Annotated in this window: 20 protein-coding genes; 14 read left to right on the top strand and 6 right to left on the bottom strand. The window is 75.5% G+C overall.

Annotated features, from left to right (window positions below):
* Positions 1 to 14 precede the first annotated feature (14 nt).
* Together idi and DMP17_RS19640 are read right to left on the bottom strand one after the other, a co-directional pair.
* Positions 15 to 554: an isopentenyl-diphosphate Delta-isomerase gene (gene idi, locus DMP17_RS19645; protein WP_062400875.1), complete on the bottom strand. Its 540-nt coding sequence runs from the start codon at positions 552 to 554 to the stop codon at positions 15 to 17.
* Between the two features lie 52 nt (positions 555 to 606).
* Positions 607 to 1,776: a geranylgeranyl reductase family protein gene (locus DMP17_RS19640; RefSeq protein WP_337830259.1), complete on the bottom strand. Its 1,170-nt coding sequence runs from the start codon at positions 1,774 to 1,776 to the stop codon at positions 607 to 609.
* A gap of 150 nt (positions 1,777 to 1,926) precedes the next feature.
* On the opposite strand from DMP17_RS19640, the gene DMP17_RS19635 reads away from it, so the two are divergent.
* Positions 1,927 to 3,378 (top strand): DHA2 family efflux MFS transporter permease subunit, encoded by a 1,452-nt coding sequence (locus DMP17_RS19635; protein ID WP_337830258.1) that lies wholly within the window; start codon positions 1,927 to 1,929, stop codon positions 3,376 to 3,378.
* A gap of 132 nt (positions 3,379 to 3,510) precedes the next feature.
* Here DMP17_RS19635 and DMP17_RS19630 read toward each other — a convergent pair whose 3' ends face one another.
* On the bottom strand, positions 3,511 to 4,842 hold the full coding sequence (locus DMP17_RS19630; protein ID WP_226355659.1) for an MFS transporter: 1,332 nt from the start codon (positions 4,840 to 4,842) through the stop codon (positions 3,511 to 3,513).
* Positions 4,843 to 4,927: 85 nt separating this feature from the next.
* Between DMP17_RS19630 and DMP17_RS19625 the strand changes: the two genes are divergently transcribed.
* The 11 genes from DMP17_RS19625 to DMP17_RS19575 all read left to right on the top strand — a co-directional run bounded on the left by DMP17_RS19625 (position 4,928) and on the right by DMP17_RS19575 (position 18,120).
* A complete protein-coding gene (locus DMP17_RS19625) occupies positions 4,928 to 5,407 on the top strand; it encodes a MarR family winged helix-turn-helix transcriptional regulator (protein WP_226366750.1) in 480 nt (159 codons plus the stop codon).
* A gap of 57 nt (positions 5,408 to 5,464) precedes the next feature.
* Positions 5,465 to 6,973, top strand: a complete 1,509-nt coding sequence (locus DMP17_RS19620) for an acyl-CoA synthetase (protein WP_337830257.1) — start codon at positions 5,465 to 5,467, stop codon at positions 6,971 to 6,973.
* The gene (locus DMP17_RS19615; RefSeq protein ID WP_337830256.1) at positions 6,970 to 7,746 is read left to right on the top strand and encodes a crotonase/enoyl-CoA hydratase family protein; all 777 of its coding nucleotides are present in this window, start codon (positions 6,970 to 6,972) and stop codon (positions 7,744 to 7,746) included. The genes DMP17_RS19620 and DMP17_RS19615 overlap by 4 nt, the downstream gene beginning before the upstream one ends.
* Positions 7,743 to 9,689, top strand: coding sequence for an acetoacetate--CoA ligase (locus tag DMP17_RS19610; RefSeq protein ID WP_337830255.1), 1,947 nt, complete (start codon positions 7,743 to 7,745; stop codon positions 9,687 to 9,689). The genes DMP17_RS19615 and DMP17_RS19610 overlap by 4 nt, the downstream gene beginning before the upstream one ends.
* Positions 9,686 to 10,651 carry a 3-hydroxyacyl-CoA dehydrogenase NAD-binding domain-containing protein gene (locus tag DMP17_RS19605; protein WP_337830254.1) on the top strand — a complete coding sequence of 322 codons (966 nt, stop codon included), beginning with the start codon at positions 9,686 to 9,688 and terminating at the stop codon, positions 10,649 to 10,651. Before DMP17_RS19610 ends, DMP17_RS19605 begins: the two co-directional genes overlap by 4 nt.
* A gap of 13 nt (positions 10,652 to 10,664) precedes the next feature.
* Positions 10,665 to 11,537: a 4-hydroxyphenyl-beta-ketoacyl-CoA hydrolase gene (gene couO / locus DMP17_RS19600; RefSeq protein WP_226355665.1), complete on the top strand. Its 873-nt coding sequence runs from the start codon at positions 10,665 to 10,667 to the stop codon at positions 11,535 to 11,537.
* Positions 11,538 to 12,238: 701 nt separating this feature from the next.
* Positions 12,239 to 12,589, top strand: coding sequence for a hypothetical protein (locus DMP17_RS19595; protein WP_062400879.1), 351 nt, complete (start codon positions 12,239 to 12,241; stop codon positions 12,587 to 12,589).
* Positions 12,586 to 14,418 carry a hypothetical protein gene (locus DMP17_RS19590; RefSeq protein WP_337830253.1) on the top strand — a complete coding sequence of 611 codons (1,833 nt, stop codon included), beginning with the start codon at positions 12,586 to 12,588 and terminating at the stop codon, positions 14,416 to 14,418. The genes DMP17_RS19595 and DMP17_RS19590 overlap by 4 nt, the downstream gene beginning before the upstream one ends.
* Positions 14,418 to 16,430 carry a hypothetical protein gene (locus tag DMP17_RS19585; protein WP_337830252.1) on the top strand — a complete coding sequence of 671 codons (2,013 nt, stop codon included), beginning with the start codon at positions 14,418 to 14,420 and terminating at the stop codon, positions 16,428 to 16,430. Before DMP17_RS19590 ends, DMP17_RS19585 begins: the two co-directional genes overlap by 1 nt.
* Positions 16,431 to 16,456: 26 nt before the next feature.
* Positions 16,457 to 17,752: a YeeE/YedE family protein gene (locus DMP17_RS19580; RefSeq protein WP_226355668.1), complete on the top strand. Its 1,296-nt coding sequence runs from the start codon at positions 16,457 to 16,459 to the stop codon at positions 17,750 to 17,752.
* Between the two features lie 38 nt (positions 17,753 to 17,790).
* Complete coding sequence (locus tag DMP17_RS19575; RefSeq protein ID WP_226355669.1) at positions 17,791 to 18,120, top strand: hypothetical protein; 330 nt, start codon at positions 17,791 to 17,793, stop codon at positions 18,118 to 18,120.
* Positions 18,121 to 18,219: 99 nt separating this feature from the next.
* Here the strand turns inward: DMP17_RS19575 and DMP17_RS19570 are convergent, their stop codons facing one another.
* The gene (locus tag DMP17_RS19570; RefSeq protein ID WP_226355670.1) at positions 18,220 to 19,023 is read right to left on the bottom strand and encodes a YceI family protein; all 804 of its coding nucleotides are present in this window, start codon (positions 19,021 to 19,023) and stop codon (positions 18,220 to 18,222) included.
* Entirely contained in the window at positions 19,016 to 19,837 is an 822-nt protein-coding gene (locus tag DMP17_RS19565; RefSeq protein ID WP_226355671.1) for an MSCRAMM family protein, read from the bottom strand. The genes DMP17_RS19570 and DMP17_RS19565 overlap by 8 nt, the downstream gene beginning before the upstream one ends.
* A 187-nt stretch (positions 19,838 to 20,024) precedes the next feature.
* Here DMP17_RS19565 and DMP17_RS19560 point away from each other — a divergent pair, with 187 nt between their 5' ends.
* Together DMP17_RS19560 and DMP17_RS19555 are read left to right on the top strand one after the other, a co-directional pair.
* On the top strand, positions 20,025 to 20,969 hold the full coding sequence (locus DMP17_RS19560) for an AurF N-oxygenase family protein (RefSeq protein ID WP_337830251.1): 945 nt from the start codon (positions 20,025 to 20,027) through the stop codon (positions 20,967 to 20,969).
* A 13-nt stretch (positions 20,970 to 20,982) separates the two neighbouring features.
* Positions 20,983 to 22,482 carry an FAD-dependent oxidoreductase gene (locus DMP17_RS19555; protein ID WP_226366092.1) on the top strand — a complete coding sequence of 500 codons (1,500 nt, stop codon included), beginning with the start codon at positions 20,983 to 20,985 and terminating at the stop codon, positions 22,480 to 22,482.
* A 127-nt stretch (positions 22,483 to 22,609) separates the two neighbouring features.
* Here DMP17_RS19555 and DMP17_RS19550 read toward each other — a convergent pair whose 3' ends face one another.
* Positions 22,610 to 23,422: an LmeA family phospholipid-binding protein gene (locus DMP17_RS19550; RefSeq protein ID WP_337830250.1), complete on the bottom strand. Its 813-nt coding sequence runs from the start codon at positions 23,420 to 23,422 to the stop codon at positions 22,610 to 22,612.
* Positions 23,423 to 23,701 lie beyond the last annotated feature (279 nt).

Here is a 23,701-nt window from a genome sequence, read left to right as displayed (position 1 = left end):
CACCAGTCCCGGGCTCAGCCCCGGGCGCCGACCAGCAGCGGGTCGGCCAGCACGTCGAGCAGCGGGGCCTGCATCCGCGCCCACGGCGACAGCCCGGAGGCCGGGTCGTCGGCGGCGGCGCGGAAACGAGACCAGCTCCACCAGGCCACGTCCTCGACCTCGTCGGGGCGCGGCTCGGGCTCGCCGCTGATCCGGGCGACGAACACCGGGCACAGCTCGTTCTCCTCGATCCCGTCCTGCGACGCCCGGTAGCTGAAGTCCGGCAGCACCATCCGCAGCTCGGTCGCGCGGATGCCCAGCTCGTCGGCCAGCCTGCGGTGCACCGCGTCGGCCATGTCCTCGCCGGGGGCGGGGTGCCCGCAGCAGGTGTTGGTCCAGACCAGCGGGAAGGCGGTCTTGGTGCGGGCGCGCCGGGTCACGAGCAGCCGGCCGGCGTCGTCGACGCCGTAGCAGGAGAACGCCAGGTGCCGCGGGGTGCTCGCACCGTGCACGGTGGCCTTGTCCGCGACGCCGACCGGGTTGCCGTCGTCGTCCAGCAGCACGACCTGTTCCATGCCGTCCTGTCTACCGGAGCCCGGCGGCCGCGGCCCGTCGGCCGGTACCGGCTCACACCCCGGAGCGGGCGGCCGCGCGGCGCCGGACCGCGCCGCCGAGCGCGGCACCCGGCAGGTGCGCGGCGACGACCGCGAGCGCGGCGGGGGAGACCGTGCCCCGCGCCAGCCCCAGCCCGACCGCGCAGTCGAACACCCGCTGGTTCCGGGCGGCGGCGCCGATCGCGGCGTCGAGGAACGCGGGACGCGCGGCCAGCCGCGCGAGCGCCCCGACGTGGCGGTGGTGGCGGGCGAAGGTCCGCTCCATGGCGGCGCGGTGGGCGGCGCCCGCGTCGTCGCCGCGCAGCGCGCTGCGCCCGGCGAGGATCCCGGAGGCGACGGCGTCGAAGATCCCCTCGCCGGTCAGCGGGTTCACCTTCGCCGCGGCGTCGCCGGCCAGCAGCACCCGGCCGTCGGGCTGGAACCGGGGCGCGGTGGACAGCGGCAGGTGGTGCGCGCGCAGCGTCGCCGGGTCCGGTTCCTGGCCGGGCAGCAGTGCGGCGAGCCGCTCCAGCAGCGACGCCCGGTTCCCGGCGCCGCGCTCGTCGAACACGCCGTAGCCGACGTTCGCGCCGCCGCCCGCGATCGGGAACGACCAGGCGTAGGCCGGGACGGCGCCGCCGGCGTACTCGATCGACAGCGTCCCCGGCTCGGCGGCGACCGGGGCGTACCCGCGGATCGCCACCGCCGTCGACGACGGCGGCACGCCCGGCGCGCCGAGCGCGCGGCGGACCACCGAGTGGGCCCCGTCGGCGCCGATCACGACCCTCGCGACGACGTCGTCGTCGAGCAGCACCCGGTCCCCGTGCGGGACGACGGTGCGGACCCGGTGGCGGCGCAGCTGCGCCCCGGCGGCGACGGCCGCGTCGACCAGCGCCGCGTCCAGCTCCAGCCGCGTGACCACCCGGTTCGGCCGGGGCGCGGTGCGGTGCACGACCCGGCCCTGGGGGGTGCGCAGGCGCAGCCGCGGTGCCGCGACGCCGAGCGCCCGGACCCCGGTGGCGCCCAGTTCGTCGAGCAGGTCGAACACCTCGGCCGCGACGCCGTCGCCGCAGGTCTTGTCGCGGGGGAAGGCCGCGGCGTCGAGCAGGAGCACCGACGCCGACGGTCGCAGCCGCAGCACGTTGAGTGCCGCGGCGCAGCCGGCGGGACCGGCCCCGACCACGACGACGTCGTAGGTGGACATGGCGCCATTGTCCCCTCCGCGCCCGGGCGGAAACGGCTCGCCACCGCCCGCCCGGCCGTGGTGCACTCGCACACCGCCACCCCGTCGCCCGGCCGCGCCGTGCGCCGCCGCCGCGGGTGGGCGCGTCCGTCACGTACCGAGGAGCACGCTGTGACCACCGAGCCGGCCGCCGGCCGCGACGCCGAGCGGCTGCCCGCCGGAGCCCTGCTGATCATCTCGCTGCTCGTCGGCTCGGCGTTCGTGATGATCCTGAACGAGACGATCATGAGCGTGGCGCTGTCCGCGCTGATCGCCGACCTGCGGGTCACCCCGGCCACCGCACAGTGGCTGACCAGCGGGTTCCTGCTGACGATGGCCGTGGTCATCCCGATCACCGGCTACCTGCTGGGGCGGTTCCCGCCGCGGTCGGTCTACCTCGCCTCGATGGGCCTGTTCAGCACCGGGACCCTGCTGTGCGCGGTCGCGCCCGCGTTCGGGTTCCTGCTGGCCGGGCGGGTCGTGCAGGCCACCGGCACCGCGGTGATGATCCCGCTGCTCATGACGACGATCCTGCGCCTGGTCCCGGCGAGCCGCCGCGGGCAGACGATGGGCACGATCTCGATCGTCATCGCGGTGGCGCCCGCGGTCGGCCCGACGCTCTCCGGGGTGATCCTCTCCGCGCTGGGCTGGCGCTGGATGTTCTGGATCGTGCTGCCGATCGCGCTGGTCGCCCTGGTCGCTGGGGCGCTGCGGCTGCGGGTGGCCGCGGAGACCACGCGGACCCCGCTCGACGTCGCCTCGGTCCTGATCTCGGCGGTCGCGTTCTCCGGGATCGTCTACGGGCTGTCCGCGATCGGCGAGTCCGCCGCCGGGGGCGCGCACACCGCGGTGCCGCCGTGGGTGCCGCTGGTGCTCGGGGCGGCGGCGCTGGCGGTGTTCGTGCATCGCCAGGTCCGGCTGCAGCGCGGCACCGGCACGGCCCCGCTGCTGGACCTGCGTCCGTTCGCGGTCCGCCGGTACTCGCTGTCGCTGGTGCTCGTCGCGACCGGGTTCATGTCGCTGTTCGGCGCGATCATCCTGCTGCCGCTCTACATCCAGGAGGTGCTGGGCGACAGCGCGTTCGTCGCCGGCCTGGTGGTGCTGCCGGGCGGGCTCGCGATGGGGCTGCTGGGCCCGTTCGTCGGCCGGGCCTACGACCGGGTCGGCGCCCGTCCGCTGGTGCTGCCCGGCTCGGTGCTGCTCGCGATCGTGATGTGGGGGTTCACCACTCTGGCCGCGGCGACGCCGATCTGGCTGGTCGTGGTGCTGCACGTGGGCCTGTCCGCGGCGCTGGCGCTGATGTTCACGCCGCTGATGACCGACGCGCTCGGCTCGCTGCCCGGCGAGCTGTACTCGCACGGCAGCGCCATCCTCACCACGCTGCAGCAGGTCGCGGGCGCGGCGGGGACGGCGCTGTTCATCACCGTCATGACGCTGGCCTCGGCCGGCGCCGGGGTCGATGCGGCCGGGGTGCACGCGGCCTTCCTGGTCGCGGCGGGGGTGTCCCTGGTGACGGTGGTCGTCGCGGTGGCCGCGTCCCGCCTGCCGGCGCCCACCGCGGCCCCGCAGGACGCCCGCGCCTGACCCCCGCCCCCGCCGTCGTGCGGAACCGTCTCGTGGCGACCCGTGACGTCGCGTGGCACCCCGCGTGTGGGGTGCCGCAGCAGGCGATGGGCCGCCGCGGCAGGTGACGGGGTGCTGCGGCGGCGCGGCGGGTCAGCGCGTGGGGGTGTTCTCGGTGGTGCCGGCCGGGGCGGGGACGTCCGGGTCGTTCAGCCCGTCGCGGGAGGTCTCGCGCAGCGCGAGCACCGACCCGACCGAGACCAGCGCCAGCACCCCGATCACGGCCGACAGCACCCCGGTGCCGAACCCGGCGGCCTGCAGCGACGCGAACAGCACCGGCGAGAGGCCCGCGCCCATCCCGGAGATCTGGTAGCCCAGTGAGGCCCCGGTGTAGCGCGAGCCGGTGGAGAACATCTCCGAGTACAGCGCCGCGGACGGCCCGAACCAGGCCGCGTGCGTCACGCCCTGCCCGACCACCACGGCGAGGGTGAGCAGCACCGCCGAGCCGGTGTCGATCATCGGGAAGATCGCGACGCACCACAGCCCGGTGGCGAGGGCCCCGCCCAGGACGACCGGCCGTCGTCCGACCCGGTCCGACAGTGCGGAGAAGCCGATGATCCCCACGATGGCGACCAGCGAGGACAGCGTCAGCGCGTTCAGCACGGTCTGGCGCTCGAACCCGGCACCGACGGCGTAGGAGATCAGGAACGTGGTGAGCGTTCCCTGCGCCACGAACGCCCCGAACCCCACGCCGACGGCGAGCAGCAGGTTGCGCGGCCGGGACAGCACCTCCAGCAGCGGTGCGCGGGCCGGCGTCGCCGGCTGTGCGGCGGCCGCCGCGGCGAACACCGGGGTCTCGGTGACCGACAGCCGGACGAACAGGCCGATGCCCAGCAGCACCACGCTGAGCAGGAACGGGATCCGCCAGCCCCAGGTGAGGAACGCGTCCCCGGTCAGTGACGCCGACAGCGCCAGCACCAGCGTCGACAGCACCATGCCGCTCGGCGCGCCCGCGTTGGTGAAGCTCGCCCACAGCCCCCGCCGCGACGACGCGTGCTCGGCCGACATCAGGACCGCGCCGCCCCACTCCCCGCCGACCGCGACGCCCTGCACGACCCGCAGCACGATCAGCAGCACCGGGGCCAGCGCGCCGACCTGCGCATAGGTGGGGAGCAGGCCGATCAGGGTGCTCGCCACCCCCATCAGCACCATGCTGATGACCAGCATCCTCTTGCGCCCGACCCGGTCCCCGAAGTGGCCGAACACGATCCCGCCGAGCGGGCGGGCCAGGTAGCCGGTGGCCAGCGTGCCGAAGGCGGCGACGGTGCCGACCAGCGGGTCGAGGTCGGAGAAGAAGACCGCGTTGAACACGACGGCCGAGGCCGTCGCGTAGAGCAGGAAGTCGTAGTACTCGATCAGGCTGCCGAGGTAGCTCGACAGGACCGCGCGCCGGCGCTGGGTCGGGGAGAACCGGGGGTGCGTCATCGCAGCTCCCTGCCTTCCGTGAGATGGAAAGCAGCTTTATAGCAAGTACCTTGTGATCCGCGCCACGATCGTTAGGATCGCACACGTGACGGATGCGGCGTCGGTACCGACGGGGACGCGGGGGCAGCGGCTGACCTACCTGGTCAAGCGCCTGCAGATGGCCGAGCGGGCCCGGATGGAGGAGGCGCTGCGTCCGCTGGGCGTGACGCTGGCCCAGTACACCGCGCTCAGCGTGCTGGAGCGCCGCGGCGGGCTGTCCTCGGCGCAGCTCGCGCGGCGGCACTTCGTGACCCCGCAGGCGATGCAGCAGCTCGTCGCCGCGATGGAGCGCGACGGGATCGTCGAGCGCCGGCCGGACCCGGACAACCGCCGGATCCTGCAGGTCTGGCTCACCCCGCACGGCGACGCGACGCTGGCCCGCTGTCACACCGCGGCCGGGGTCGTCGAGCGCCGGATGCTCGACGCGCTGGAGCCCGACCAGGCCGAGGTGTTCGCCGACGCCCTCGAACGGTGCCTCGCCGCACTGGCCGGTCGCGACGGGATCCCGCCGGACGGCGACGCTTGACCCCATGGCAAGCACCTTGCTATCAACTTGCTTGATATCAAGGAGCGAGGGAGCCCCATGAGCCCGATCACCGGTCCCGGCCTCGGGCTGGGCACCTGGCCCGCCCGCCGCGCGCGGATCAGTCCGCACGCCCCGGCCCTGTCCGACGGGGAGCGGGCGGTCGACCACGCCGAGCTGGCCGGGCGCGCCGCCCGGATCGCCGGCGGTCTGGCGGAGCGGGGCGTCGGGCCGGGGGACCGGGTCGCCTGGCTCGGGGTGAACGCCGTCGCCACCCTGGAGACCTGCTTCGCGGCGTGGCGCCTCGGCGCGGTCGCGGTCCCGCTGAACTACCGCCTGGCCCCCGCCGAGGTCGGCTACATGCTCGACGACTGCGGCGCGACGCTGCTCGTGCACGGCCCGGACGCCGACGACCTCGTCGCCGCGACCGCGCCGCGGATCCCGGTCGTGCGCGGCGTCGAGGACCTCGCCTGCGGGCCCGCCCGCGACGACGCCGGTGCCGGTCTCGACGACCCGGCCGTGCTGCTCTACACCTCCGGCACCACCGGCCGTCCGAAGGCGGCGGTGCTGACCCACGGCAACCTGACCTGGAACACGGTCAACCAGCTCGCCCACGTCGACGTCTGCTCCGACGAGCGCACGCTGTGCATCTCGCCGCTGTTCCACTGCGTCGGGCTCTCCCAGGTCACGCTGCCCACGCTGTTCAAGGGCGGCAGCGTCGAGCTCGTCGCCCGGTTCGACCCGGCGTCGGTCCTGGGCCGGATCGCCGAGGCCGGGATCACCAGCTTCGCCGCCGTCCCGACGATGCTGCAGATGCTGTGCGAGTCCCCGTCGTTCGCGGGCACGGACCTGTCGTCGCTGCGCACCGTGGTCTACGGCGGGTCCCCGGTGCAGGAGCGGGTCGCCCGGGCCTGGCTGGAGCGCGGCGTCGCGCTGCAGCAGGGCTACGGGATGACCGAGGCCTCGCCCGGGGTGCACATGGCGACCCGGGCCGGCACGGCCGCGCACCCGCCGACCTCGGTCGGGGTGCCGCACTTCTTCACCGACGTCGCCGTCGAGCGCGACGGCGAGCTCGTCCCCCTCGACGACGAGCCCGGCGAGCTGCTGGTCCGTGGGCCGCACGTCAGTCCCGGCTACTGGAACCGCCCGGACGAGACCGCGGCGTCGCGGCGCGGGGAGTGGTTCCGCACCGGCGACGTGCTCCGGGCCGGCGACGACGGCTGGGCGTTCGCCGTCGACCGGGTCAAGGACATGATCATCTCGGGCGGGGAGAACGTGTACCCGGCCGAGGTCGAGGCGGTCGCGGTCACCCATCCCGACATCGCCGACTGCGCCGTCGTCGGGGTCCCCGACGAGCGCTGGGGCGAGGTCGGCGCGGCCTACGTGCAGCTGCGCCCCGGCGCCGACCTCGACGCCGACGCGGTGCGCGCGCTGCTCGCCGGGCGGCTGGCCCGCTACAAGGTCCCGAAGTACGTGCGGTTCGTCGACGAGCTGCCCCGCAACGCGTCCGGCAAGGTCCGGCGCGTCGACCTGCGCGCGGCCGCGGCCGTCGCCGAGGAGCTGTCGTGAACTCTCTGCCCGAGTCGCTGACCGTGGAACGCCACGACGAGGTGGCCGTGCTGCGCCTGTCCCGGCCCCGCAAGCGCAACGCCCTCGACGATGCGACCGTGCTCGGCATCGAGGACTTCTTCGCCCGCCCGCCCGAGGGGGTGCGCGCCGTCGTCCTCGACGCCGAGGGCGACCACTTCTGCGCCGGGCTGGACCTGTCCGAGCTCAGCGACCGCGACGTCGTCGCGGCGATGGAGCACTCCCGGATGTGGCACCGCGCGTTCGCCCGGCTCGCCGAGGGACGGCTGCCGGTCGTCTCGGTGCTCAAGGGCGCCGTCGTCGGCGGCGGGCTGGAGCTGGCCTCGGCCACCCACCTGCGCGTCGCCGAGGACTCCACCTTCTACGCGCTGCCCGAGGGCCAGCACGGGCTGTTCGTCGGCGGCGGCGGGTCGGTGCGGGTGCCGCGGCTGATCGGCGTGCACCGGATGACCGACATGATGCTGACCGGCCGCGTCCTCGACGCCGACGAGGGCCACACGCTGGGCCTGTCGCACTACCGCACCGGTCCGGGGGAGGGCCTGGCCCGCGCCTGCGAGCTGGCCCGCACCGTCGCCGGGAACTCGGCGATCACCAACGTCGCGGTGCTCCAGGCGCTGCCGCGGATCGCGGAGGCCTCCCCGGACCACGGCTTCATGATGGAGTCGCTGGTCGCCGCCGTCGCCTCGTCCAGTGCCGAGGCCCAGGAACGGATGCGGGCCTTCCTCGACGGCCGCGGTGGGAAGGTCCGCCGGTGAGCGAGCTGCTGCGCCCGGTCGCCGACGACGTCCGGGAGACCACGGAGATCGGCCGGTTCGTCACCGCCGTCGAGCGCGGGCACGGCCTGACCCTGCCCGACTACGCCGCGCTGCACCGCTGGTCGGTGACCGAGCCCGAGGCGTTCTGGTCCGCGGTCGTGACCCACCTCGGCGTCCGGTTCGACACCCCGCCCCGGGTGGTGCTCGGGCGCCGGGGGATGCCGGGCGCGCAGTGGTTCCCCGGCGCGACGCTGAACTACGCCGCGCACGCCCTGGACGGACCCGAGGACGACGTCGCCGTCGTCGCGTACTCCCAGACCCGCGAGAAGGTCGAGCTCACCTGGGGCGGGCTGCGCGAGCAGGTCGCCCGCGCCCGGGCCGGGCTGCGCAGGCTCGGCGTCGGCCGTGGCGACCGCGTCGCGGCGTACCTGCCGAACCTGCCCGAGACCGTCGTCGCGTTCCTCGCGACGGCCTCGCTCGGCGCGGTCTGGACGAGCTGCGCCCCCGAGTTCGGCGCCCGCAGCGTGCTCGACCGGTTCGGCCAGGTCGACCCGGTCGTGCTGCTCACCGTCGGCGGCTACGGCTGGGCCGGACGCGACGTCGACCGCCAGGACGAGGTCGCCGCCCTGCGCGCCGGGCTGCCCGGGGTGCGCCACGTCGTCGCCGTGCCGTACGGGCCGCACACCGTGCCCGATGCGATGACCTGGGACGAGCTGCTGGCCGCCGACCCGGAGCCGGGCGCCGACCCGGTCCCGTTCGACCACCCGCTGTGCGTGCTGTTCTCCTCCGGCACCACCGGGCTGCCCAAGGCGATCGTGCACGGCCACGGCGGCATCCTGGTCGAGCACCTCAAGAACCACGCCCTGAGCTGGGACCTCGGCCCCGGCGACCGGATCCTCTGGTACTCCACGACCGCCTGGATGATGTGGAACGCGCTGGTGTCCGGGCTGCTGCGGCAGGCCTCGATCGTGCTGATCGACGGCAACCCGGCCCACCCCGACCTCGGGTGGCAGTGGCGTCTCGCCGCCGAGACCGGCGCGACGCTGCTGGGTGCCAGCCCCGGGTTCCTCATGGCCTCGCGCGCCGCGGGGCTGCGCCCGGCCGCCGAGCACGACCTGTCCGCGGTCCGCCAGATCGGCGCCGCCGGGAGCCCGCTCCCGCCGGAGGGCTACCGCTGGGTGGCCGAGCAGTTCGGCCCGGACGTGCTGCTCAACGTGGGCAGCGGCGGCACCGACGTGTGCTCGGGCATCGTGCAGGGGAGCCCGTTCCAGCCGGTGTGGTCCGGCGAGATCTCCGGGCCCTGCCTCGGGGTCGACGCCGCCGCCTTCGACGACGCGGGCCGCCCGGTCGTCGACGAGCTCGGCGAGCTGGTCATCCGGGCCCCCATGCCGTCGATGCCCGTCGGCTTCTGGGGCGACGACGACGGCAGCCGCTACCGCGACACCTACTTCGCCACCTGGCCCGGGGTGTGGCGGCACGGCGACTGGGTCCGCTTCTCCGCCGACGGCTCCGCGGTCGTCGCCGGCCGCTCCGACGCCACCCTCAACCGGGGCGGCGTCCGGCTGGGGACGGCCGAGTTCTACCGCGTCGTCGAGGAGCTGCCCGGGGTCGAGGACTCGCTCGTGGTGCACCTGGAGGACCCCGCGGGCGGCAACGGCGAGCTGCTGCTGTTCGTGCAGCCCGCCGACGGCACCCCCCTCGACGACGCCCTGGTCACCCGGATCCGCACCGCGCTGCGCGGCGAGCTCACCCCGCGCCACGTCCCGGACCGGGTCGAGGCGGTGCCGGTGGTGCCGCGCAACCGCACCGGCAAGAAGCTGGAGGTCCCCGTGAAGCGCATCCTGCTCGGCGCGGCCGTCGACGACGTCGCCTCCCGCGACGTGCTCGCCGACCCGACCGCGCTCGACGCGTTCGTCCGCTTCGCCTCCGGGACGCCGGCGTGAGCGCGCCCGGGACCCCCGGCGGCGCCGGTGCCGTGGCCGGGGTCGGCACCGTCGCCGTCGTCGGGACGGGGGTGATCGGCGTCGGCTGGACGGCGCTGTTCCTGGCCCGCGGCCTGCACGTGCGCGCCTTCGACCCCGCACCGGGCGCCGAGGACCGGCTGCGCGCCGACCTCGCCGCGCTCGGACCGTTCCCCGGCCACGACGGCCCGCTGCCGGTGGCGAACCTGGTGTTCGCCGGCAGCGCCGGTGACGCCGCCGGGCCCGCCGGGTTCGTGCAGGAGAACGGCCCCGAGCGCGAGGACCTCAAGCACACCCTGTTCGCCGAGCTGGACGAGGCCGCCGCCCCGGGCGTCGTGCTCGCGTCCAGCTCCTCGGGCCTGCTGCCGACGACGATCGCCCGCGGCGCCGCCCGGTACCCCGAGCGGGTGCTCGTCGGGCACCCGTTCAACCCGCCGCAGGTCATCCCGTTGGTCGAGGTCGTGCCGGGGGAGCGGACGGCGGAGTCCGCCGTCGAGGCCGCGCTCGCCTTCTACACCGCGCTGGGCAAGCGGCCGGTCCGGCTGCGCGCCGAGGTGCCGGGCCACCTGGCCAACCGGCTGCAGGCCGCGCTGTGGCAGGAGGCGTACTCGCTGGTCGAGCGGGGTGTCGCGACGGTCGCCGACGTCGACGCCGCCATCTCCCACGGCCCCGGCCTGCGCTGGGCGGTGCTCGGCCCGTTCGCCAACCAGCACCTGTCCGGCGGCCCCGGCGGCCTCGCGCACATCCTGGAGCACCTCGGTCCGCCCACCGAGCGGTGGTGGCGCGACCTCGGCCGGGTCACGCTCACCCCCGAGCTGGCCGCGACGCTGGTCGACGGCGTCCGCGACGAGCTGGGCGACCTCGACGGCCCCGCGCTCGCCGCCCGCCGCGACACCGTCCTCGCCGCCCTGCTCGAGGCCAAGTCCCGTACCGAGCTCCCCTGACGGAGGTTCCCCCATGCCCATCGACCTCGCTGCCGTCGACGCGATCGACGTGCACGTCCACGTCGAACAGGACGGCCACGGCTGTCTGGCCCTCGACCAGGAGCTGCTCGACGCCTCGGCGAAGTACTTCAAGGCCGACCAGGACCGCACGCCGACCATCGACGCGATCGCCGAGCACTACCGGGCACGCCGGATCGCCGCGGTGGTGTTCACCGTCGACGCGCCGTCGGGCACCGGGCACCCGCCGCTGTCCAGCGAGGAGATCGCCGACGCCGCCGCCGCGCACGCCGACATCCTCATCCCGTTCGGCTCGGTCGACCCGCACACCGGCAAGGCCGCCGTCGCCCGCGCCCGCCGGCTGGTCACCGAGCACGGGGTCCGCGGCTTCAAGTTCCACCCCAGCCTGCAGGCGTTCGAGCCGAACGACACGCGCTTCTACCCGCTCTACGAGGCCATCGCCGAGCTCGGCGTGCCCGCGCTGTTCCACACCGGACAGACCGGGATCGGCGCCGGGCTGCCGGGCGGGCGCGGCATCAAGCTGCGCTACTCGAACCCGATGCTGCTCGACGACGTCGCCGCCGACCACCCCGACCTCACCGTGGTGCTCGCCCACCCGTCGGTGCCCTGGCAGGACGAGGCGATCTCGATCGCCACCCACAAGTCCAACGTGTACATCGACCTGTCGGGCTGGTCGCCGAAGTACTTCCCGCCGCAGCTGGTGCGGGCCGCGAACACGATGCTGCGCCGCAAGGTGCTGTTCGGCTCGGACTACCCGGTCATCACCCCGGACCGGTGGCGCGCGGACTTCGAGACCCTCGAGATGAAGCCCGAGGTCCGGCCGATGATCCTCAAGGACAACGCGGTCCGGATGCTCGGCCTGGGGTGACCGGCGCCGGCCCCCGCCGCCGTACCGACCGGCGGGGGCGGCGGCCGGGTTGTCCGGACCGGTTCCCGCACGGGCTGCCGCGGCCCGCGTCGTCGCAGGTCAGCGCCTCGTGCCGGACCGGTTCCCGACGCCGTTGACACGATCGGGTGATTCGTTTCGCCCGGTTCCGATGCGCCGGGGCGGGTCGTCCCGGTCCGTACCGGGTAGCCCAGGTCACTCCCCGCGCCCGATCCCGGGGCCCCGTGGGCCCGATCCCATGATGTGGACCTGTCCGGTGTCGGATTGGTCCGAACGGGTCTGTTTACTGGTTCCCATGCACCTCGTCTCCCGGTTCGCGGTTCGGCGTCACGTCGACCTGCGCCGCCAGGCGAGCGCGCTCTGTTCCGGCGCCTGACCGCGCCCGGCTCCCGGGGCGCGCCCGCGCTCCGCCGCACGCCGACCCCGGCACGGGGTCCGCAGCCGCGGTAGCCACGGGACCGCCCCTAGCACTCCCCGACACACCACCGCGCCCCCGCGCGGACCTCCCGCCCCGCCCTCCCGGCGGCCCGGGAGGGCGGAGTCCGACGCCCCTCGGAGCGCACGCCCGCACCTGCCCGCGCCCCGCGGCGCCGTCCACGACGGACGACGCCCCGGCTCGCCGCTCGGCGGATGTCCACATCGGACTCCACCTCGCTCCCCGTCACGAAAGAAGGAGACACGTCGTGCCTCAGCACCGCGCACGGTCCGCGTCCCGGGCCCGGCTGATCGCCGGCGGCGCCGCTCTCGCCGGCACCGCCCTGATCGGCCTGTCCGGCGCGGCCCAGGCGGCCACCCCGGACCTGGTCCCCGACCTCGGACCGATCCTCAGCGCCCCGAACGACGACCAGCCCGACCCGGCGCCGACCGCGCCCCCGGTCGAGTCGTCCTACGAGGCGTTCGACTCCGACCAGCCGATCCAGCAGCTGCGCGACTTCGCCCCCGCGGGCGTCCCCGCCGCCGGCCTGGTCGACGTCGTGTCGAAGGCGCCGAAGCAGATCACCCCGACCTTCCTCAGCGGCGGGGCGGGCGAATGAGCCTGCTCCCGAGGTCCCGCTGGGCGCGGCGGGGGCTCATCGCCCTCGCGAGCGCCGCCGTCGTCGCCGGGGTCGTCGCGATCCCCGCGTCGGCCCAGGGAACGATCGACAAGGTCAAGTCCGAGGTCACCGGCGCCGACGGCAAGAACTACTGGGTCGAGAACAACCTCACGCCGGAGGCCCGTCAGCAGTCCGCCGACGGGCCCAAGAAGGAGTACGCGCTGGTCTGGGCCGGTGACGAGAACGTCGCCGACACCGCGGTCGCCGACGTGCGCAACCTGCCCGGGTCGCTGCTCGACCCGGTCGACAAGGTCCGCGACGCCGCGCCGGGCCCGGACTTCCTGGCCGTCGTCGACGTCACCAAGGGCACCCCGGACTACGGCAAGGTGGTCAACACCGCGACCGTCGGCCCGCTCGTGGAGAACGAGCCGCACCACATGCAGTACTCGTGGCGCAAGGGCGACAAGATCTACGCGGGCGGCCTGTTCTCCGCGGCCACCTACGTCTTCGACGTCGCGGCGCTGCCGGAGATCAAGCTGTCCGGCATCTCGCTGCCGTCGCAGACGCTCTGCGGCTCGGTGCCGGACGCCTACTGGGTCCTGAAGGACGGCACCGCCTACGGCACCTACATGGGCGGCCCCGTCGCCCCGGGTCCGTGCCGCTACACCAACGGCGAGGTCCGCACCGGCAACGGCTTCGCGGGCTCTCCCGGCTCGGTGGTCCGGTTCGACCAGGAGGGGAAGAACCTCGTCGAGGCCCCGGCCGCGACCGAGACGCCCGAGGACCCGACCCAGTGCCTCAACATGCCGGCCCTGGGCAACCCGACCTGCGCGAACCCGCACGGCATCCAGGTCCGCGAGGACCTGAACACCATGGTCACCAGTGACTACGCGGAGCCGCGGACGATCATCCTCGACCCGGTGAAGAACCCGTCGCCGTACCTGCGCCGGCCCACCGTGCGGACCTGGGACATCTCCGACCTGAACAAGCCGAAGGTCAAGTCGGTGCAGTACCTGCCGACCGGTCCGCGCAGCAACGGCGTCGACCCGCTGCGCAACGAGAACCGCGCCGTCATGGAGACCACGGTCACCAACCGCCCGGAGCACAAGGGCGCGTTCGCGATGACCATGCAGGGCGGCGCGATCTTCTACACGCCGGACATCACCGCCGACAACCCCGAGTGGCGAGAGGTCTTCGACCTGGCGACCTCCGCACCCGAGCTGGGCGTCGGTGGCGAGAACGGCGGCCCGAGCGCGAACGGCGGCTGGATCCAGACCAGCGCCGACGACCGGACGCTCTACCACGCCACGATCGGCCGGAAGGCCGGCACGCTGGGCCCGGACGACAAGGGCACCGCGGGCGGCGTGATCGCGCTCGACATCGAGAAGCTGCTGGCCTCGGGCCCGACCCCGGGCTGCTCGATCGACACCATCGAGGAGACCACCGCCGGTGGCGCCGAGGGCGACTGCCCGACGCTCAAGGGCACGGTCGGCATCAACCCGGACCAGACCGGCGCGGGCCCGCACTGGGGCGCGCTGGACAACCTGGAGCGCGGTGACGACGGCTACTACCACCACACCGACCAGCCCAAGCGCCTCGCGACCGCGAACTACTTCGTGGCCCGCACCGGGCTCGACGGCGACCACCGGGTCTGCATGGTGGACATCGCCCAGGACGGCAAGCTCAGCCTGGACGAGACGTTCAAGGACGAGGACACCGGCGACACGTGCCTGAGCTTCAACCGCCAGCACTGGCCGCACGGCGACTTCGGCAACGCCAAGCCGCACTCGATGCTGTTCGTCGCGGCCGACGAGGACATCAAGGACTGATGATGTCCCCCTCGTCGATCGTGACGCTCGTGCCGGCCGGCGGGCTCCTGCCCGCCGGCCCGGCCGGGGACGCCCCCGCCCTGCTCCGTGCAGTGGCGGGGGCCGCCCCGGCGGTCCTCGCCCGGGGACCCCAGGACGGCGTGCCGTTCGCGGACACGGCCCTGCGGCTGGTCCTGCTCACCGCGCTCGCCGTGGTGGCCGGAACCGGTCTGGTCCGGGTCCTGGCCGGCGCGCCCGGACGCGCCGAGCGGGTCGTCGCGGGAGTCGCGGCGCTCGTCGCCGTCTCCGCCGCGGTTGCCGCGGTGACCCGGTCCGGCGCCGGGCCGACCGGCTGGACCCTGTTCCTGCTCGCGGCCACGGTCGCGGTGCCGGCCCTGCTGGCCGGGTCGCGCCCGGTCCTCGCCGTGGTCCCCGCGCTCGCGGTGACCGCGCTGCTGGTCCTCCAGCTCGCCGGTACCCCCGGCGTCGCACCGTGGTTCGCGCTCGACGCCGGGTACGCCGTCGCCGGGTCCCTGGCCGCCGGTGCGGCGGTGCACCTGGTCACCACCCGCACCGACGAGGACGCGCGGCCCGCCCGGGTGCGCGTGCTCGGCATCGCGGCGGGCACGGTGGGGGCCGTGCTCGCCGCGGTGCGGCTCGCCGTCGCCGGGCCGTTCTCGCTCACCGACGTGCACGGCACCGGCTTCGGCCGCGCCGCGCTGGTGACGGTCGTGGCCCCGGCCGCGGTCGCGGCCCTGCTGCTCGCCGAGAGCGTGCTGACCCGCCGTGCGGTCCACCGCGTCCGCGCCGACGAGGTGCGCGACCGCGTCCGCACCCCCGCCGCGCTGGCCGCGGTCGTCGCCGTCGGTGCGGCGACGCTGCTCGCCGCCCTCCCGGCGCCGGCGCCCGCGGCCGTCCCCGGACAGGCCCTGCTGCGCTCGGTCGACCTCGGCACCGGACCGCTCACCCTGGCCGTCGCCCCGATGCGGCCCGGCCCCAACCTCGTGCAGCTCACCGGCGCCGGGGTCACCGTGACCGGGCCGGACGCCACGATGCCCGCCGGGCACGGGGAGACCGGTGCCCCCGCCGGCTACGCCGTCCGCACCGGGGACCGGGACGTGCCGTTCACGGCCCGCTCCGGCGCCCCGGGCGGCTGGGCGCTGGTCGACCTGCCCGAGGGCGCCACCTCGATCACCGTCACCGCCGGGGGACTGGCCCGCGCGGTGCCGGTCGACGTCGGCACCGACCGGACGGCGCCCGCCGGCGCGAGCGGTGCCGACGGGCCGGAGTGCCTGTCCGCCGCCGTCGGGCGGATCCTGGCCGGGGGCGACCCCGTGCTCGGCCCGTGCCCGTCGGAGGGGCTCGACCCGGCCGACGCCCGGGCGCTGCGCGGCACCGTCCGCGCGCTCGCCTCCCAGGGGGCTCCGGGTCTGGCGATCGCCGGTGACGTGTCGCCCCGCTCCCGGGCGGCCGCCGACGTCGTCCGCACCGCGGCCGCTGCCGCCGGGCTGCCGGTGCGCCCGGCCCCCGGCCCGGACGACGCCCTGGTCGTCGTCTCCGGCTGGCAGCACGCCGCGACGACGGTCCGCGACACCGCCCGCGCGGCGCAGACCACGCCGACCGCGCTCGGCGGGACCTACCTCGCGCCGTGGCTGCTGACCGGGGGAGTGCTCGGGCAGAGCCCGGGCACCCTGCTCCCGCTGGACTTCGGCCCGCAGGAACAGGTCCCGCAGCGCTACGTCCGGACGCTCGCCGCCGTCGCACCGGGGTCCGCCCCGTCGCTGTCGGGGCTGCGCGCCTGGGCGGCGACGACCGGAGAGGCCTACACCGACCCGGCACCGGCTCTGTACGGTGCCGCCCCGGTGAGCGTGCCGATGACCGCCGACGACGACGGCGGCGGGCACCACGGCGCCCCCAACGAGGCCGCCTGGTTCCCGGGCGGCGCGATCGTCCGGATCGGCTCCGCGCTGACCGAGCCCGGGCGAGCGGACACCGACCCCGGGACCGGCGCCCCCGCCGGACCCACCCCCTGACCAGCACCACCCACGAGGAGACTCCCGTGTCGATCACGAAGGACCCGCCCGGCCGGTCGCCGGGGACACTGGCCCGCGCGTTGCGCGAGCTGCCCGGCAGCGGGCGCACCGCGTTCGGCCCGCAGGACCGCGCCGCCGCCCCGCCGCAGTGGCGGGTCGTCGCCGTCGGCCTGGTCCTGGCCCTGCTGTTCCTGGTCGGGGTGGGCACGGTGGCCCCGGCGACGATGGTCGGCACCGCCGCGCTCGGCCTGGCCCTGGGCTTCACCCTGTTCCACTCCCGGTTCGGCTTCACCTCCGGCTGGCGTCAGCTCGTCGCCGTCGGGCAGGGCGCCGCGATCCGCGCGCACATGGTCATGCTGGCGACGGCGTCGGTGCTGTTCGCGGTGATCCTCTCGTCCGGGTTCGCCCTCGCCGGCGAGCCGAAGGGGTTCACCAACCCGATCGGCATCGGGCTCGTCGTCGGCGCGTTCCTGTTCGGCGTCGGCATGCAGGTCGGCGGGTCGTGCGCCTCGGGCACGCTGTTCGCCGTCGGCAGCGGGCAGTCCGCGATCGTGCTGACCCTGCTCGGGTTCGTCGTCGGCTCGATGTTCGCGGTGTTCACCCACACCTTCTGGACGCAGACCGTGCCGCAGGGGCCGAGCGTCAACCTGGCCCAGCTGCTCGGCTACCCCGGCGCCGTCGCCGTCACCCTGCTGGTGACGGCCGCGATCACCGCGGTCACCTGGGTGGTCGCCCGCCGGCGGACCCCGCCGCCGGTCGAGCGCCCGCCCTCGGCGCGCGGCGTCGCGCGGGTCCTGCGCGGCTCGTGGCCGATGTGGGTCGGCGCGGTCGTGCTCGCCGTGCTCAACGCGGCGGTCCTGTTCGTCTCCGCCGCCCCGTGGGGCGTGACCTCGGCGTTCGCGCTGTGGGGCTCGAAGCTGCTGCAGGCCGTCGGGTTCGACATGGCGGGGCTGGCGTACTGGCAGGTCCCGGCGAATGCGCGGTCGCTGGCCGCCCCGGTGCTGGCCGACCGCATCTCCAACCTCGACGTCGGCATCATGATCGGCGCGCTGGTGGCCTCCGCGGTGGGCGGCGCGTTCGTGCTGCACAAGCGGATCCCGTGGAAGCTCGCCCTCGGCGCGGTCCTCGGCGGCATCGCCATGGGCTACGGCGCGCGCCTCGCGGGCGGCTGCAACATCGGTGCCTACTTCTCCGGCATCGCCTCGTTCAGCCTGCACGGCTGGATCTGGGCCGTCGTCGCACTCGGCGGCACCTGGGTCGGGCTGCGGCTGCGGCCGGTCTTCGGCCTGACCAACCCCAAGCCGGCCGACTCGCTCTGCTGAGCCGGCCGGACGCTCCCCCCACCAGAGAGGTTCACACGATGACCGCACGTACCACCGTCCGCGCGCTGGCCGCCGTCGCCGGCGCCGGGGCGCTGGCCACCCTGGCCGGCGGCCTCGCGCACGCCGACGAGGGCCACCACGAGGGCCGCCACGGCGGCGCGCACTACGACGGCTCCGTCTGGCACTACGACGGCGAGGCCCACCCCGCCGACTCGGCCGACCCGGCCCCGTCCGCGGGCGACCGGCAGGACGGGAACACCGCGGTGTACCTGCTCCGGGACGTCCCGGCCGCGCCGCTGCCCGAGGACCTGCTCAAGCCGGTCGACCTGACCGCGCCCGCGTTCGGCGTGCTGGACGGCCTGAGCTGAGACCCGCCCCGGGCCGCTGTGCACAGGGCCGCCCGGGCCGAGCCGGCCGCCCCGCCCGGACCACGTGTCCGGGCGGGGCGGCCGTGCGCCGGGGGTGGGTCAGTCCTCCTGCAGGACGGCCTGCACGTCGAGGTCGATCCGCAGCGTCCGGCCGACGGCCAGGACCCCGGCCAGCACCGACTGGTTCCAGTCGATCGCGAACTCGTCGCGGGAGATCTCGGTGGTGGCGGTGAACGCCGCCCGGGTGCCGCCCCACAGGTCGGGGCCGGTGCCGCCGTAGGTCATGTGCAGGTCGACGGGTGCCTTGACGCCCTTGAGCGCCAGCATCCCGTGCACCGTCCAGCGGGTGGCGTCGACGCGGGTCAGGCCGTCGCCCTCGTAGCCGATGGCCGGGTGGGTGTCGACGTCGAGGAAGTCCGCGGTCCGTAGGTGGGTGTCACGGTCGGGGTCGTCGGAGTCCACCGAGCCCGCGTCGATCGACACGCTCACCGAGCTGGCCTCGAACGGGTCGGCCACCCGCAGGTCGCCGGAGAACCGGCGCAGCCTGCCGTGGATGCGGCTCATACCCAGGTGCAGCGCGGTGGCCCGGATGCTGGAGTGCTGCGGGTCGATCCGCCACAGGCCCGGGGTGGGCAGCACCGCGCCGCCCGCCCGGGCGAGCTCGACGCGGCCCAGGTCGGTGCCGTCCCCGGCGAGGGAGACCGCCCGCGCGGACGGCTCGTACCCCGCCGCGGCGACGACGACCGTGTGCGGCCCCGACGCCAGCTCCGTCACCGCGAACCCGCCGTCGGCCCGGCTGGCCGCCCGGCCCCGCTGCACGCCGGTGGCGTCCATGACGGTGACCGTCGCGCCGGTCACCGGCCAGCCGTCGGGGGTGCTCAGCCGTCCGTAGAGCTCAGCCACGTCCCTGCTCCGTCCTCGTCGGGTCGCCGATCCGGTCGTCGGTCGGGTCCGGGGCGCCGAAGCGCACCTCGACCGGTGTGGTCGCGCCGCGCGCCACCTGCACCGCGACGACGACCGGCGCCCAGCCGCTCGCCGTCAGCTCGTGCCGTCCGGGCGGGAGCCCGTGCAGCTCGTAGCTGCCGTCCCGGCCGGTGGTGGTCTCGGCGACGGTGCGCCCGTCGCTGTCGCCGATCACGATCCGCGCCCCGGGCACCGGGCGGCCGTCGCCGCTGCGCGCGATGCCGGCGATCCCGGCCAGGGCCGGGAACCGCAGCTCCACCGGCGGTCCGGCCGGGTCGGCGTCGACCGTGCGGGCGAGCGGCCCGTGCCCGGGTGCGGTCGCGGTGAGGGTGTGCGGGCCGGTGCCGGGGGTCTCGGCCAGGAACCGGCCCGCCGGGTCGGTCGGCGTGTGCGCGACGACCTCGCCCGCGGTGTCGATCAGCGTGACGGCGGCGCCCCCGACCGGGCGGCCCGCGGCGTCGGTCAGCGTGCCCCGCACCGTGCCGCCGCCGGCGACGGTCACGTCGTGCCGCGCGGGGGAGGCGACGACGGCGACCAGCCCGGCGTCGGGCCCGGCACCGTCGGTGCGGGTCACCACCAGATAGGTCCCGCCGGTGGTCAGGGCCACGGCGTAGGTGCCGTCGCCGCCGCTGACGGCCCGCCCGTGCTGGCGCCCGTCGAGGTCGGTGACGGTGACGGTCGCGCCCGGCACGGGGGTGCCGGAGCGCCCCCGCACGGTGCCGACGACCGCAGGTCCGTCCCGTTCCGGTGTCACGTCGCGACCTCCCAGGTTAGTTGCGTATCGCAACGATAACCCTCCCGGGTGGACGGTGCGTCACCCGCACCGGTGTCGTCGGCCGGTGATCGTGCCGTGCCGCGTCCCGGGACTTGCGTCACGTGTAACCGGTGGTAACGTTACCGGCGGTTACAGCATCTGACGTCGTTGTCTGCGAGGAGTCGACATGACCGCCACCGTTCCGGAGCACGGGCTCGAGGCCGGGGACGTCCGGCACGCAGCGGACCGGCACACCGCCGAGCGTCACGACACGGCCGAGCGTCTCCTGCGCTCGTCCGCGGAGCTGTCGTTCGACCCGGCCACGCAGGTCGACTGGGAGACCCCGCTGAACCCCGACGACCACGGCATGAGCCCGGAGTGGAGCAGCCTCTACGGCACCGACTACTGGGCGGAGCTGTCCGAGGCGAAGCGCAAGGAGCTGACCCGCCACGAGGCCGCCTCGGTCGCCTCGACCGGCATCTGGTTCGAGATGATCCTGCAGCAGCTGGTCCTGCGGGACTTCTACGCCAAGGACCCGACCGACCCGTCGTTCCAGTGGGCGCTGACCGAGATCGCCGACGAGTGCCGGCACTCGATCATGTTCGCCCGCGGCTCGGCGAAGCTCGGGGCCCCCGCGTACGTCCCGAAGCGCTCCACGGTCGCGCTCGGCCGCTTCTGCGCCGCCACCTGGCGGGGCGAGGCCGCCTACGCCTCCATCCTGGTCGCCGAGGAGGTCCTCGACGTCATGCAGCGCGACTGGATGCGCGACGAGCGGGTCGCCCCGTTCGTGCGGACCATCTCCAACATCCACGTGGTGGAGGAGTCGCGGCACATGAAGTTCGCCCGCGAGGAGACCAAGGAGAACCTGCGCGGCGCCGGCCCCGTCCGTCGTCACTGGCAGGCGCTGGCCGTCGCGATGGCCGCGTACTTCATCGTCACCAGCATGTGGAACGAGAAGGTCTACGCCAACGTCGGCCTCGACACCGGGCGTGCCCTGCGCGAGGCGGCGGCCAACGAGCACCACAAGGCGCTGCTGCGCTCCTCCTGCGCCGGGCTCATGGAGTTCCTGGGATCCTGCGGCCTGCTGACCAAGCCCGCGCTGTACTTCTACCGTCGCGCGAACCTGATCTGACCCGGAGCCGGCCGTGCCCTTCGCGATCACCCAGACCTGCTGCACCGACGCGTCCTGCGTCGCGGCCTGCCCGGTCAACTGCATCCACCCGACGCCCGACGAGGCGGACTTCGCCACGACCGACATGCTCTACATCGACCCGCGGGCGTGCATCGACTGCGGGGCGTGTGCCGACGCGTGCCCGGTCGACGCGATCTTCCCGGTGGAGAGGCTGAGCGCGTCGCTCGCCGGGTACGCCGAGGTCAACGCGGACTACTACGAGGGCAAGCCGGTCGCCGGGAAGCTGGAGGGCGACTCCCCGCTGTTCCACGACTGGTACCCGCTGACGTTCACACGGTCGCTGCCCGCGGACATGGCCCCGCTCGACGTCGCCGTCGTCGGGACCGGGCCCGCCGGGATGTACGCCGCCCAGGACCTGCTGCTGCACACCTCGTCGACGGTCACGCTCTACGACCGGCTCGACGTCGCGGGCGGGCTGGTGCGGTTCGGGGTCGCGCCCGACCACCCGTCGACGAAGGGGATCGGGGAGTCCTTCGCCCGGTTCCGCGCCCACCCGCGGGTGCGGATGCGGCTGGGCACCGAGGTCGGCCGGGACGTCTCGGCCGAGGAGCTGGCCGCCCGGCACGACGCCGTGGTCTGGGCCGTCGGCGCGCCCGCGCCGCGTGACCTGGGCCTGCCGGGGGAGGGGCTGCCCGGCAGCATCGCCGCCGACACCGTCGTGGGCTGGTACAACGGCCACCCCGACGTGCCACGTGACGCCGTCGACACCGCGGTGGAGCGGGTCGTCGTGGTCGGCACCGGCAACGTCGCGATCGACGTCGCCCGGGTCCTCACCGCGCCCGCCGCGGACCTGGAGGGCACCCCGATCGACCCCGCCGCGCTGGCCGCCCTGCGCACCGGTGCGATCACCGAGGTCGTGCTGCTCGCCCGCCGTGGCCCGGAGGCGGTCGCCGCGACCGCGCCGGAGCTGCGCGAGCTGCTGGGCCGCAGCACGGTCGAGGTCGTGGTCGACGAGCACGACCCCCGCATCGCGGAGTCCCTCGACGGCCCCGCGGCGTCCCCGTCGCACGCGCTGCTGCGCGGCGCCCGCCGGGAGAAGATCGACTGGTCGGTGCCCGCGGAGCGCCCGCGGGTGGTGTTCCGGTTCCACTCGGCGCCCGAACGGGTCGACGGCACCACCCGGGCCCGCGGGGTGCACACCGCCGACGGGACCGACATACCGGCCGACCTGGTCGTGCGCGCCGTCGGGCACCGCGGCCGCCCGGTCGCCGGCCTGCCCTTCGACGACGACCGCGGCGTCGTCCCGCACGACGCGGGCCGCGTCGAGGGCCGTCCCGGCCACTACGTCGTCGGCTGGATCAAGCGGGGCCCGTCCGGGGGGATCGGCACCAACCGCACCTGCGCGGCCGAGACCGTCGGGTCCCTGCTCGACGACGCCGTCGCCGGCCGGCTCCCGTCGCGCCGCCCGGCCTCGCGCCTGGGAGCCATCACCCGGCGGCTCCGCCGCAGCTGACCGCCCACCCCGCCCGTCGATCAGTACCTCAGCGCTGTCCCGCCGCCGGACGACGACGCTCAGGTGCTGATCGACGGCCGGGCACGGGCTCGCGGGTGCCTACGGGCAGCCGGGCGGCCGTCCCGGGTCAGCGGCTCAGGTCCAGCAGGGACAGCGCGCCGCGCAGCACGTCGTCGATCCGCGTGAGCGGGACGGTGCGGCGCCACCCGTCGAGCCCGCCGTGCACCAGGATCCGACCGGGGGCCAGATCGAGCCCGTGCAGCCGCAGCGCACCGGGCAGCCCGGGCAGCTCGACCCGGCCCGAGCGGATCGCCGCCAGCGGGCTGCGGTCGACCATCGCCCGCACCGAGCGACGGGTGTCCGCCGACCGGGGTGGCCCCATCCAGCGCCCGGCGACGGTCAGGCCGGTGACCTTCCAGGACAGGGTGTGCCCGTCCACCGTCACCGCGAGGTCGGCGGCCCCGAGCGCGGGACGGCGACGCAGCCGGGCCCGGGCGACGCCGTCGGCGTCGACACCCACCTCGACCTGCGGCACGTGCTCCCGCAGGCGCCCGGCGACCCAGTCCGGGTCGAGCTCGGCCTCGATCTCCACCGGACCGGCCACCAGCTCCGGGGTGAGGCCGGGGCGCAGCCGCACGTCCGCGGCGGTCACGGTGAGCCCGCGCAGCGCGAGGCCGGGCCGGACGACGTCGCGTGCGGCCAGGGTGACCGTGGCGAACCGCCCGGTCGTCAGCGCCCGGGCCCCGAGCCCCGACGACGCGACGGCCGTCGGCACCAGCCGTACCTCCGACCCGCGGGAACGCAGCGTCGTCGGGCGTCCGACGTAGCGCAGCCGCGCGGCCTCCAGCAGCGCGCGCAGCAGCAGCGCCGAGCCGGGCGCCGTCCCCGCGTCCAGCAGGGCCGACGCCGCGGAGACCCCGGCCGTCGTCTCGACTGCCATGGCGCTGCGGGCTCCCTCGGACGGTGGACGGGTCGGTCCGAGCGTCGCAGGCCCGGCGGCGACCCGCCCGGCCGCGGCCGGGGTGTGCGACGACCCGCCCGGCGTCGTCGGCCGGTGGCGCGAGGGCGGTCGCGCGGCTCCGGCGCACCGGCACCGCCCGCCGTCGACGGTCCTCCGGTCGCGCGCGGCGGGGCGGTGGACACCCGTCGTCCTGCCGCTGTCCCGCAACGCCATCCGGGTCCGACGCGGACCGCGCCGGATGCCGGTCCGCCGTCGGGA

It is taken from the genome of Pseudonocardia sp. TMWB2A (assembly GCF_017312135.1).
Note: the sequence above shows the minus strand (reverse complement) of the source record. Positions and strands in the feature narration are given on the sequence as shown.